The sequence below is a fragment of the Amycolatopsis sp. YIM 10 genome (assembly GCF_009429145.1).
GTDB lineage: Bacteria > Actinomycetota > Actinomycetes > Mycobacteriales > Pseudonocardiaceae > Amycolatopsis.
This window is the reverse complement of the sequence record NZ_CP045480.1, coordinates 3,665,074-3,677,475: the sequence shown is the minus strand read 5'-3', so window position 1 is coordinate 3,677,475 and position 12,402 is coordinate 3,665,074. Positions and strand designations below refer to the sequence as shown.

General features: G+C 71.5%; 8 protein-coding genes. 2 read left to right on the top strand and 6 right to left on the bottom strand.

The window, feature by feature from the left end; all coding sequences use genetic code 11:
- Window positions 1-32: 32 nt before the first annotated feature.
- The 4 genes from YIM_RS17860 to YIM_RS17845 form a co-directional block, all read right to left on the bottom strand.
- Window positions 33-662 carry a GPP34 family phosphoprotein gene (locus YIM_RS17860; RefSeq protein ID WP_194240196.1) on the bottom strand — a complete coding sequence of 210 codons (630 nt, stop codon included), beginning with the start codon at window positions 660-662 and terminating at the stop codon, window positions 33-35.
- A 198-nt stretch (window positions 663-860) separates the two neighbouring features.
- Window positions 861-5,315 carry a hypothetical protein gene (locus YIM_RS17855; RefSeq protein WP_153031428.1) on the bottom strand — a complete coding sequence of 1,485 codons (4,455 nt, stop codon included), beginning with the start codon at window positions 5,313-5,315 and terminating at the stop codon, window positions 861-863.
- Window positions 5,316-5,330: 15 nt separating this feature from the next.
- Entirely contained in the window at window positions 5,331-6,074 is a 744-nt protein-coding gene (locus YIM_RS17850; protein WP_153037062.1) for a hypothetical protein, read from the bottom strand.
- A 50-nt stretch (window positions 6,075-6,124) separates the two neighbouring features.
- Window positions 6,125-7,576, bottom strand: a complete 1,452-nt coding sequence (locus YIM_RS17845; RefSeq protein ID WP_153037061.1) for a hypothetical protein — start codon at window positions 7,574-7,576, stop codon at window positions 6,125-6,127.
- An 80-nt stretch (window positions 7,577-7,656) separates the two neighbouring features.
- Here YIM_RS17845 and YIM_RS17840 point away from each other — a divergent pair, with 80 nt between their 5' ends.
- Complete coding sequence (locus tag YIM_RS17840; RefSeq protein WP_194240195.1) at window positions 7,657-8,094, top strand: PPOX class F420-dependent oxidoreductase; 438 nt, start codon at window positions 7,657-7,659, stop codon at window positions 8,092-8,094.
- Window positions 8,095-8,305: 211 nt separating this feature from the next.
- Window positions 8,306-10,378 (top strand): PQQ-dependent sugar dehydrogenase, encoded by a 2,073-nt coding sequence (locus tag YIM_RS17835; protein WP_153031427.1) that lies wholly within the window; start codon window positions 8,306-8,308, stop codon window positions 10,376-10,378.
- 55 nt (window positions 10,379-10,433) lie between these two features.
- On the opposite strand, the gene whiA is transcribed toward YIM_RS17835, so the two are convergent.
- Together whiA and yvcK are read right to left on the bottom strand one after the other, a co-directional pair.
- Window positions 10,434-11,420, bottom strand: coding sequence for a DNA-binding protein WhiA (gene whiA / locus YIM_RS17830; RefSeq protein ID WP_153031426.1), 987 nt, complete (start codon window positions 11,418-11,420; stop codon window positions 10,434-10,436).
- On the bottom strand, window positions 11,411-12,397 hold the full coding sequence (yvcK, locus tag YIM_RS17825) for a uridine diphosphate-N-acetylglucosamine-binding protein YvcK (protein ID WP_153031425.1): 987 nt from the start codon (window positions 12,395-12,397) through the stop codon (window positions 11,411-11,413). The genes whiA and yvcK overlap by 10 nt, the downstream gene beginning before the upstream one ends.
- Between the last annotated feature and the right edge of the window lie 5 nt (window positions 12,398-12,402).

The following is a 12,402-nucleotide window of genomic DNA, read 5'->3' as shown; positions in this document are numbered from 1 at the left end:
TCCCTGTGGCGGTGGGGTGGCGGTGGGGACCTCTACATGCGGTGGTGGAGCACGGCGTCGCCGACGGCCGTTTCGGTTTCCAGCACGAGCACCCGAAGCGGCGCGGGCAGCTCGATGATCAGCCGCTCCAGGTACTGCCGGGCCTCCGGCGAAGCGGTGTAGAAGACGTACCGGTCCAGTCCGGTGGCGATGACCAGCCCGGCGAGCACGACGTCGCCAGGTTCGAGCGGGTCGAGCCGGGCGACCGGACCGGCCAGGCGGGCGGCGGGCCAGGCCGCGGCGTTGATGTCGACCGGCTCGTAGGTGTCGGGCCGCCACGGGAACCTGGACTTGACCACGCGCAGCTGGCCGCTGCCGAGCAGCCGCCGCGCGACCGATTCGTAGGCGTCGCGGCCGAGGTAGCGCAGCCAGTCCCGGACCACGCGCGTCTCCGGTTCGGCGACCATGTCCCGCAGCGCCGGGCCGAGCACCTCGCAGCGCGGCAGGCGCGGGTCGAGCACGCGGACGCGCCCGTGGTCAACGGTGATCCGCCCGGCCAGCAGCAGTTCCGCGAGCACCGCGCCGGCGAGCCCGAATCCGGCGGCGCGCTCGTTCAGCCGCCGTTTTCCGGTGCGGTCGTCGTGCGCGAGGAAAAACAGATCATCGGCAAGCGGAGCGGTCACCGTTTTCGCTCCGTGGCGGCGTTCTTTTCCGCTGCGGCCGGAATCACTGCTGATGTTCTCCCCGTATCAGGCGTTGGCCCCTCTGGCCGCGAAACCGAGCCGGACGGTAGCGCCGCTGCCGGTTAACCGGCAAGGGCATGCCCTGATCTTGACCCGTTTGCCTGAAGACTTCGGGGAGGTTCACAAACCTCCGGCGGATCAGCCGCCCCGCACGAACATGCGAGCCGCGGAAAGCCGCGCTGTGCCATCCGGCTCACCCAGTTCGTCCATTTCGCGGCGGATGGTCGCGTCCACCGAAAGGTACTTGCGGCCCGCGCGCAGGTCCGCGTCATTGCGCAACCGCACGATGAGCGGGAATTCGCTGAGCGCGCCCGCGTCGAACAACCCGGTGGTGTAGATCAACTGCACGCCGAGCGCGTCGGCGACCGCGCGCTGCAGTTCGAGCAGATATCCGGCCGACGCCCGGCCGATCGGATTGTCCAGGAACAGCACCCCGGAATGGCGGCTGCGCAGCCTGCCGCGGTTGTTCGCCCGCAGCGCGGCCAGCGTGCAGTAGAGGATGATGGCCGCGGTCAGCTGCTGCCCGCCGGAGAACACGTCCCTGATCTCGGAGACGCGCTGGCGTTCGGTCCGCAGCACCGAATCCGGTTTGAGCATGTCCACCCGGAAGCCCTTGGGCACCGCGGCCTGCACCGAGCGCAGCAGCAGGGACATGCCGTCGCGCTTGACGTCGCGGCCGTCGCTGGTCTTGCCGACCGCGGCCTCGTCGACCACCTCGCCGAGGCGTTCGGCGAGCACGTTGTCCTCGAGTTCGGTGAACCGGATGCGCAGGAACTCCTGGCCGGACCAGTCCCCCAGCCCGTCGGGCAGCCGGGAAACGCGCTGCGCCGAGCGCAGGGTGCGCAGCGCGCCGTCGACCATGCCCTGCAGGCGGGAAACGATGCCGGAGCGGTGGCGGTCGATCTGCGCGAGGTCGTCGGTGAGCGTGCGCAGGCGCGGACGCAGCGCTTCGGCCCATTCCGCGGCGTGCGCGGGCAGGCTGTCCCGTTTGACGGAAACGACCTGCTGCCGCACCGGGGTGCTCAGCTTCTCGAAGCGTTTCTCGGTGGCGTACTGGGCCAGCGCGTCGGCCTGTTCCCTGACCCGTTTCTCGGCGTGCTCGACCGCTTCCTTCGCACCGGTCCAGGTCGAATTGAGCGAGTTGTACCTGGCGCGCGCGGACTCGAGGTCGCCGTCGTAAATCCGGCCGGGGTCGCCGTCCGGAACGAGGTTCGCCATCGATTCGGCGAGCAGGCCGAAACCGGCCGAGGAATTCTTCGCGGATTCGTAGGTTTCCGCCGCGTCGGCGCGCTGCCGGGTGAGGTCCTCCCATTTGCGCGCGGCGGCGGAAACCTCCACGCCGGCCGCGTCGATCAGTTCCCGGCCGTGTTCGACGTCGCGCGGGCGCTCGCCGGAATCGGCCGATCCGCTCTGCCGCGGCAATTGCTCGAGTTCGGCCTTGCGGGTGGCGACCAGCGCGATCACCTCGGCGCGCTCGTCCTCCAGCGCGGCGACCGCGCGCCCGGCCCTGGCCTGCGCGGCGGAGCGGGCCGAGGCGTCGGAGCCGTCCGGGGTTTCGAGCAGTTCGGTGGCACGGGCCCGCACCGGGTCCGGCAGCGCCTCGATCGCCGCGTAGGCGTTCGCCTCGGCGCTTTCCGCCTGCTCCAGTTCGGCACGCAGGTCACTGCCGACCTCGACCTTGGCGTAGGCCTCGGCGGCGGAGGCGAAGGCTCGGCGCAGCGCGTCCACCGGTTCGGCCGGGGCTTCGTCCGCTTCGCTCACCGAGCCGGCGCCGGGCACCTCGGCGAGTTCGGACCGCGCCCCGGAGGCGGTGCGCCGGTGCCCGTCCGCGGTGCGCTGCTCCTCGCCGGCCTGCTCGCGCAGTTTCGCCGCCCTGGCACCGGAATCCTTCGCCTGCGACTCGGCCCGCTCGACGATCTCGCGCGCGTGCTCGGCCTCTTCGGTCCACTGTGGAATCTTGGCGGCGCGGGCGGCCAGCGCGTCCAGCCGCCGCGCGCGGTCCTCGGCGGTGGCCAGCGCCGCACGCAGGTCCGGCACGCGCTCGCGCAGGGAAACCCGCTTGGCGGTGAGCCGTTCCAGCTCGGTGTTCGCCGCCGCCAGCGCCTTCTCCGCGTTGTCGCGGGCGGTGATCGCGGACTGGGCGCGTTCGGCGAGGTTCGCCAGCGCGCCGGGCGGGTAGTCCTCGCGCCAGGTGGCCAGCTTCCACAGCAGGGCACCGTCGGCGGCCAGCGATTCGTCCAAAGCGGACAGTCGGCGCAGGCGGGTGGTGTGCCGCTCGGCGACCGCGCGGCGTTCGGCGTCGGCGGCGTCCTCGTCGTACATCGCCGGATTGGGCGGCACGAGAAATTCCCAGTAGTCGACACCGTCCGGCAGCTCGGAGCCCTGTTCCGCCGCGGCGTTGACGGCGGCCGTGGTGCCGACCGCGATCATCGCACTCGGCAGCAGCTTCAGCCCGGTGAGCACCTCGCGCGCCCGGTCCACCTGGGCGGCCTCGTTGAGCAGCACACCGGAAACCAGTTGCGGTGCGCGGGAAAGCACCACTTCGCGCTTCTTGGCATCCAATTTGGACAAATAACGCCAGCCGGACCACGCGGTGATCCCGGCCGACTCCAGCGCGTCGAGCGCCGCCTGCACTTCTTCCGGCGGCGGCAGCAGGCCACCCGAGCCCAGCGCGGCGAGAATGCGCTCGTCGGCGGATTCGGCCATGCGCAACGAAGTCTGCTCGCGTTCCGCCGTCGCGCGCGCCTCGCGCAGACGGTCGGTCAGCGACGGGACGTCGGTCTCCAGCTGGATGTCGTCGGTGCCGAGCAGTTCGACGAACCTGGGTTCGGCGGCGAGGCTGTCGGTGCGACGGGTGGCGCGCTCCAGCTCCTCGGCGGCGCGCTCGTGCCGGTCGCGCGCGGAACCCGCGGCCTGGTGCGCCTCGTTCGCGATCGCCTGCGCGGCACCGAGTTCCTCGGCGACGGTCTCCAGTTCGGCTTCCCGGTTGGCCAGTTCCGAAGCCGCCGACTCGGCGGCCGCACGCGCCAGCCGCGCGCTTTCGGCGACCTCGGCGGCATCGGTCAGCAGCCCGTCGCGAACCGCTTCGGCGCACTCCGCCCGCACTTCGGCGATGCGCCCGGCGAGGCCGTCCGCTTCGGCGCGCCGCGTCGCCGCGGTCGAGGTCGCCTCGTCCCGGTCCTGCTGCGCGCGCTCCGCCTCGGCCAGCAGCGCCCGCGCCGCCTTGTCGGCCGCGTCCGCCTGCTGTTGCGCGTCCTTGGCCAGTGCGAGCAGCCCGCGGGCGAACGCCGTCGCGGCGGCGTTCTTCGCCTCGAGCGCGGGCTGCGCCTTCTGCTCGCGGGTGCCGACCAGCTCGCGGATGTCGCGTGCCTTGCGCGAGGCGTTGAGATGCGCCAGCACCGTGTTGGTCTCGCGCCAGGCCTCGGCCTCGACCTTCGCCTCGGTGTAGGACTCGTCGAGGCGCTTGCGCGCTTCGGTGGCCTCCTCCAGCAGCATCCCGGCGACCACGCGGCGCAGCTCGGTGACCGCGGCGGTGAGCCTGCGGTGGTCACCCTCGGCCAGCTTCTCCGCGGTCTTGAGTTCCTCGACGTGCGCTTCGAGGACTTCGAGCCGGTCGCTTTCCACCTTCTCGCGCGCGGCGATCATCCCGGCCAGCTCGGCCAGGTCGGCGCGGGCCGTCCCGGCCAGCTTGCGCGAGGCGGCGGCCAGCGACTCCTCGTCGGACAGCGGCCCGAGCAGTTCCAGCGCCCCGGCGACAAAATCCCGTTCCGCCATCAGGTCGCCGCGCTGCGACAGGTTCTCCGCGTAGGTGGCCAGCACCTCGGCGAGTTCCTTCGGCTCGTCCTCGGACAGCACCGCGCGCAGCAGGAACTCGGCGAACGCCTCGTCGGTGCCGAAGGCGAACGCGTCGGCCGCCTCGCCTTCACCGGCGTTCATCGCGCGCTGGTAGCGGAACAGTTCGGTGTCCAGGCCGAGCTGGTCGAGCTTGCCGGTCCAGTCCACGTGCCGCCGCGTCCAGTACAGCTCCAGCTCGGGCGTGGCGGCGTGCGCCTTGGCCAGCCGCTCGTGGAACCCGGACAGGGTGAGCAGGCGGCCGTCCTCGGTCAGCGGCAGCGAGTCAAGGCCCAGCTCGGTGCCGGGGCGGAAGCAGTACCAGGAGTCGATCAGGTTCGCCGGGTCCGAGGACACCACGTGCCCGCGCCACTCCGAGGCCTTGCCGGTGATCACCCGCTCGCCGGTCTCGGTGTGCTGCCACTCCAGCACCACGTGCGCGACGTCCTTGGCGGCCACGAACTTCTCCAGCACCCGGGTGCTGGTGGTGCCGACCACCTGCCGCCGTCCCGGCAGCATCACCGAGAAGATCAGCTTGATCAGCACCGACTTGCCGCCACCGTTCTCCAGGAACAGCACGCTCGCCGGGGACGGGCGGCGCACCGGGCCGGTCTCGGCGGAGTGGATGCCCGCGGCGAACAGCGCGTCCTGGCGCGGGGTGGTGACCGGCTCGCCGACGCCGCTGAAGTCCAGCAGCACGTCCTGGTAGCGGGCACCGGCCGGGCCGACCGAATGCAGGCGCACACGCGAAAGCTCATACATAGGTTGCTGTTCCCGTTACTGGAGGGTGTCCGAGATGGTCGCGCGCAGGCTGCCGCCGCCGTCGGCGACCTCGAGCACACCGAGCGCCAGCAGCTCCTCGAAGGCCAGGTCGGCGGCCAGCTCGCGGACCTGGATCTGGTAGCGCGGGGTGGTCCGGTACGTCCCGCCCTGCTCGGTGCTGACCTGCACCAGGAAGCCCTGGTCGGCGAGGAAGCGCAGGGCGCGGGCGACCATGCCGCGGGTGGTGTCCGGGGCGAGCCTGCCGTCCTTGGTCGCCGCGGCCGCCGGGCGGCGGGCGTAGGCGCGCCACGCCTGCTCCAGCTCGGGGGCGTCGGCCAGCGGGTCGTTGTTCGCCTCGGCGGCGGCCGCGCGCTCGTCGAGGATGCGGCACGCCTCGCGGACCATGCCGTCGACCTGCTCGACGCTGACCCGGCCGATGTAGGTGTCGTTGGCCAGGTCGTCCGGGCGGGGGAAACCGAGCGCGGCGACGGCCAGGTGGATCAGCCCGTGCAGCACCTTCTCGGTGTCGCGACGCTCGCGGATCTTGCTCTGGCGCGCGTAGCTGTCCATCTTGATCTCGAACACCGACTCGTCGGTGGCCGCGAGCACGGCACCGGCGGCGGTGCTCACCTCCAGCACCATCAGCCCGAGCCCGGCCGCCACCGCGTGGGTCAGCTGCTTGAACGCGCTGTCCTCGCCGTAGCGCCGGACCAGGTCGCCGTAGACCACGTCGCGGGCGGGCAGCTGCTTCGGCCGCATGCCGAACGAGATCAGCCTGGCCGCCGCTTCGGCGTCGTTGGTCAGCGCGCTCACGCGGCCCCCTCGGTGTTTTCCCCTTGATCGACTTGCGCGGTCATCAGCAGCAGGTCGGCCCCGCCGAACTCCGGGTCGTCGAGCTCGGTGCCGTCGTCCACGGCCAGCAGCACCCGCCGCTCCCCCTGGCGGATGGCCGCGCCGACCTCAGGACCATAGGCGTGCACCGCGCGCAGCGCGACCAGGCGGGGCAGCGACGGGTCCAGCCTGCGAGCCTCCTCGATCAGCCCGGACAACCGGCGCGGCACCTCGGGCAGGGTGAGCAGCTCGTCGGCCTGGCGCCACTGCTCGTCGGAGTAGCGGTCGGTCTCCTCGGCGGGCAGCAGTTCGGGCTCCGGCACCTCGCCGACCAGCCGGTCGCGTTCGGGAGCCGGGCGCAGCAGCAGCGAGACCAGCGCGGACAGCGACGGCACCACCGGCACGGTCACCCCGATCCCGGCGTGGAAGTACCGTCGCATGGGTTCGACCGCGTCGGCCAGCGGCAGCCCCAGCGTGGGCACCAGCAGCTGGCCGAACAGGTCGATCGCGGCGCGCTGCGGCGGCCCGGAGAACTGCTGGCGGTCCTGCTCGGCGCGGAAGATCGCGCCGGCGGCCTGCAGCCGCGACTGGAGCTGGGTGTGCCGCCGGATGCACTCGCCGACGATGTCCACCAGCTCGGCCGCGCGGCGCTTGTGCACCGGGTCCTCGGCCTCGTCACGGGCGGCGGTGATGTTCTTCAGGATCGCGTTCTCCGCGCGGAACCGGGACTCGATGTGGGTGAGCGCGGAGTCCAGCAGGTCCGGGATCTCCAGCTCCCAGTCGACCGCGCGCACGTCGCGCCGGGTGGCGTCCAGCTTCGCGCGCAGCGTCTCGCCGTACTGGACGGTGCGGTAGCGGGCCTGCTCGGCGGCGAGCTTGGCATCGGTCAGCCTGCCCCGGCTGATCAGGTTCTCCAGCTTGACCTCGGCCGCGATCTGCGCCGACTCGACGTCGGTGTCCAGCGCGCCGACCAGCACGTTGATCGCCTCGTCGGTGGCGCGCAGGTACACCTCGCCGTCCGGTGCGGCCAGCTCGACCAGCAGCTTGAAGTCGAAGGCGCGGCGCTGGTAGGCGCCGTCCGCGCCGACCGAGCCGTAGACCCGGCGGAAACCGCGGTCGGTGGTGCCGACGTTGATCAGGTTGTCCAGCACCCAGCGCGCCACCCTGGTGTGCTCGGCGGCGGGGCGGTGCGGGGCCTGCGAGGCGATGAACGGCAGCAGGCGCTGCACCACCTGGTGGTGGTCCGCGCCGGTGTCGAAGTCCATCGCGATGGTGACCTGGTCGATGGTGTGCAGCGCGATCTCGGCCATCTGGTAGACCGTGGCGTCGGCCCAGTCGAGCTTGGCCTTGCGCGCGTCGAGGTCGTGCAGCGGCGCGGTGCAGGCGAGCGCCTTCAGCCGGCGGGTCAGCCCCTCGTCGCCCGCGGTGATCAGCTCTTCGGTGTGCACAGCGAGCCAGGTTAGCCTTTCGCGATGGGCGCGCCAGCGGGCGCATCGGTAGCGTCTGCCCCATGCGTGAGATGAGCAGGGACGAGTGGTGGGCCTTCGCGAGCGAGGGCACTCGAACGGGCAAGCTGGCCGTGGTGCGGGCGAACGGCGCGCCGCACGTCACGCCGATCTGGTTCGTGCTGAACGAAGGCCCCGGGTACGACGAGCTGATCTTCAACACCGGGCGGGATTCGCTCAAGGGCAAGGCCTTCCGGCGCGACCCGCGGTTCTCGCTGTGCGTGGACGACCAGCGTCCGCCGTACTCGTACCTGCAGTTCACCGCCGAGGCCACGCTGCACGAGGACCTCGGCGAGATGCTGGAGTGGGCGACCAGGATCGGCACCCGGTACATGGGCGCCGAGCAGGGCGCCGCGTTCGGCAAGCGGAACGCCGTGCCCGGCGAATACCTCGTTCGGGCGAAGATCACCAAGGTGCTCGCCCACGCCGACGTCGCGGACTGAGTCCGGTCGCAAGGTAATCCCGGCTTCGCCCGAACGGGTGAGGTCGCTTCGCGCTGTGTAAGCGCTTACCGCAACCGTTGACAGCAAACCGTCTTCCGGTGTGAGATCGCCATTAACGGACAGGAAACTTTCCTAACCAATTACCGCCGCCGCCCGCACCACCCCGACACTCCCCCGGCAGCACTCCCGACAACGACGTTAGGAGGCCTCAGTGACCACACGTGCATCACGGGTTCCCCCGGCCCCGCGCGTGCTCCTGGCCTGCGGCTCGGCGACGGCGATCGCACTGGCGACCACCCTGGTGACCACCTCCGCGGCGAACGCGGCCCCGGCCGACTACGAGGCCGAGAACGCGCTCGTGTCGAACGGCGTGGTCGAAAGCAACCACCCCGGCTACTCCGGCAGCGGCTTCGTCAACTACGACAACGAGACCGGCGGTTACGTGGAGTGGACCGTGCCCTCCGGCGCGGCCGGTCCGACCGACCTGACCTTCCGCTTCGCCAACGGCACCGCGGCGAACCGCAAGATGGACATCACCGTCGACGGCACCCTGGTCGTCGACGACCACGCCTTTCCAGGCACCGGCGCGTGGACCAACTGGCAGACCACCACGGTCAAGGCGAACCTGAGCGCCGGCGCGAAGGTGCGCGCGACCGCAGTGACCGCCGACGGCGGCCCCAACGTGGACAAGCTGACCGTCGCCGCGACCGACGCCGAAGCACCCCAGGCCCCGCCGAACCTGCGTTCAACCGGTAAGACGCACAACAGCGTCTCGCTCGCCTGGGACGCCGCGTCCGACAACCTCGGCGTCACCGGCTACGACATCTACCAGCACGGTCAGCTGGAGAAGAGCGTCGGCGCCGTGCTCGCCACGACGGTCGACGGCCTCGACGCCGACACCACCTACGACTGGACCGTGTTCGCCAAGGACGCCGCGGGCAACATCTCCCCCGCCAGCAACGCGGTCCAGGTGAAGACCGATCCCGCGCCACCGGACGCCCAGTCGCCGACCGTGCCGGGCACGCTCAGTTCACCCGGCCGGACCGCGACGACCGTCGACCTGGCGTGGGGTGCCTCCACCGACAACGTGAAGGTCACCGGGTACGACATCTTCCGCGACGGCGTCCAGTCCGGTTCGGCCGACGGCGCGGCCACCACGGCGACGGTCGGCGGGCTGACCACGGGGCAGTCGTACAAGTTCCGCGTCCGCGCCAGGGACGCCGCCGGGAACGTCTCCGGCTTCGGCAACGAGATCACCGTGACCCCGGCCGGCGGCGGTCCGGCGGGCGTGCCCGATCCCGGCACGGTCACCCAGATCGGCGGCGGCACCGATATCGCCTGGGGACTCGGCTTCCTGCCCGACGGCTCGGCGATCATCACCGAACGCGAGACCTTCAACATCTACCGGCTGACCGAGTCCGGCACCCGCACGCCGCTCGGCAAGGTGCCCGGCGCGATGGGCACGACCGGCGAGGGCGGCGCGCTCGGCGTGGAGATCTCCCCCACCTTCGCCACCGACGGGTTCGTCTACGTCTACCACACCGCGAGCGGCGGAAATCAGCTCGTGCGCGCGAAACTGACCGGCAACCAGCTGTCCGGCTGGACCACGCTGCTGGGCGGTGTGCCGAAGAGCAAGTACCACAACGGCGGACGGCTGCGGTTCAGCCCGGACGGCAAGTACCTGTTCATCTCCACCGGTGACGCCCAGAACGGCAGCAACGCGCAGAACCTGAACAACAACGCGGGAAAGATCCTGCGCATCCATCCCGACGGCACCATCCCGGCGGACAACCCGTTCCCCGGCAAGGCGATCTGGAGCTACGGCCACCGCAACGTCCAGGGCCTGGACTTCGATTCGAAGGGCAGGCTGTGGTCATCGGAGTTCGGCAACTCCAGCCAGGACGAGGTCAACCTGATCACCAAGGGCGGCAACTACGGCTGGCCCGGCTGCGAAGGCACCTCGGGCACCTGCTCCGGCACCATCGCGCCGAAGAAGACCTGGTCCACCTCGTCGGCCTCGCCGAGCGGGCTGACCATCATCAACGACCACGTTTTTGTCGCCACCACCGTTGGCCAGCGCGTCTACCGGCTGCGGATCGACGGCAACTCGAATCTGGTCGAGCAGAAGGCGTATTTCCAGGGCACGTACAACCGGTTGCGCACGGTCGAGGTCGATCGCGACGGTGACATCTGGCTGACCACGACCACCGACAAGGACGGCGTGGCAGGCAACGACCGCGTGCTGCACATAGACATCCGGTACGCGAACGGTCGCACCGGATAACCGGTGGCGGCTGGGGTGGTTGAGCGGCGGCGGGCCACCCCAGTCGCTTCCCGGGTCAGGCTTCTTCTTCGAGCATCTCCGCGGTGACCGCCGACTCGGTGTCCGGCACCCCGGTCTCGCGGGCCTTCTTGTCGGCCATCGCGAGCAGCCGCCGGATCCGCCCGGCCACCGCGTCCTTGGTCATCACCGGGTCGGAGAGCTGGCCCAGTTCCTCCAGCGAAGCCTGCCGGTTGGACAGCCGGAGCTTGCCCGCGGCGAGCAGGTGGTCCGGCGCCGAGTCGCCGAGGATGTCCAGCGCGCGTTCCACCCTGGCCGCGGCGGCGACCGCGGCGCGCGCCGAGCGCCGCAGGTTCGCGTCGTCGAAGTTCGCCAGCCGGTTCGCGGTGGCCCGCACCTCGCGGCGCATCCGGCGCTCTTCCCACTGCAGCACGCTCGAATGCGCGCCGAGCCGCGTCAGCAGCGCGCCGATCGCGTCGCCGTCGCGCACCACCACGCGGTCCGCACCGCGCACCTCGCGCGACTTCGCCTGGATGCCGAGGCGCCTGGCCGCGCCGACCAGTGCCAGCGCCGCCTCCGGTCCGGGACAGGTGACCTCCAAAGAGGACGAACGACCCGGTTCGGTGAGCGAGCCGTGCGCCAGGAAAGCACCGCGCCAGGCGGCTTCGGCGTCGGCCACCCCGCCGGAGACCACGGCCGCCGGCAGTCCGCGCACCGGGCGCCCGCGCTGGTCGATCAGCCCGGTCTGCCTGGCCAGGCCCTCCCCGTCCTTGACCACGCGCACCACGTACCGGGTGCCCTTGCGCAGGCCGCTGGAGGAGATCACGTGCACATCGGACTGGTGCCCGTACAGGTCGTGGATCTCCCGGCGCAGCCGCCGCGCCACCGAACCGGTGTCCAGCTCGGCCTCGACCACGACCCGCCCGCCGACGATGTGCAGACCGCCGGCGAACCGCAGCAGGGAAGCCACCTCCGACCGCCGTGGCCCGATCTTGGTGATCTCCAGCCGGCTCAGCTCGTCCTTGACCGACGCGGTCATCGCCATCGCCCCTGCCCCTCCTGCTCTGCCTTTTCGCCCCGGCCCGCCAGGCCGAGAGCCTCTCGCACGCACTTCGCCAGCGCATCCGGGTCGTGCCTGCCCGCCACGTCCGGGTCGGCGATGGAGACCAGATGCGCTGTCGCTCCCAGCTCCGCGGCGGCCTGGCGCAACCGGACCGGGGTGGGCACCCAGTCGCGGTCGGCGACCACCACGTCCACCTTCAGCCGGGGAGCGTGCTCGAAGAGTACGTGCAGATGCCGTTCGGGTGAGAAGCCAGCCGTCTCACCCGGTTGCGGGATGAGGTTGAGGATGACCACCTTGGTCGCCTTCGTGCGCACCAGCGCGTCGTGCAGTCCGGGCACCAGAAGGTGCGGCAGCACGCTGGTGAACCACGAGCCGGGCCCGAGGAAAACCGCGTCCGCGCCGAGGACCGCGTCCACCGCTTCGGCACAGGCCGCCGGTGGTTCCCCGGGACGGCCGGGGTTGCGCAGGGTGATCCGGTTGACCTGTCCGGGGGTGCTGGCCACCGCGACCTGACCGCGGATGCGGCTGACCGCGCCGTTCTCCAGCCCGGTCACCTCGGCCTCGATCTCCAGCGGTTCCGGGCACATCGGCAGCACCCGGCCGGACGCGCCGACCAGCCGGACCGCCTCGTCGAGCGCGGCCACCGGATCCCCGAGCACCTCGAACAACCCAGCCAGCAGCAGGTTGCCCACCGCGTGCCCGTTGAGCGCGCCGTTGCCGCCGAACCGGTGCTGGAACACCTCCGCCCACAGCGTGCCGCCGTCCTCGGTGGCGGTCAGCGCGGCCAGCGCCTGCCGCAGGTCACCGGGCGGCAGCAGCCCCAGTTCGCGGCGCAGCCGTCCCGACGACCCCCCGTCGTCGGCGACGGTCACCACCGCGGTGACGTCCTCGGTGATCCGCCGCAACGCGGTGAGGGTGGCGTGCAGGCCGTGCCCGCCACCGAGCGCGACAGCGCGCAAAATCC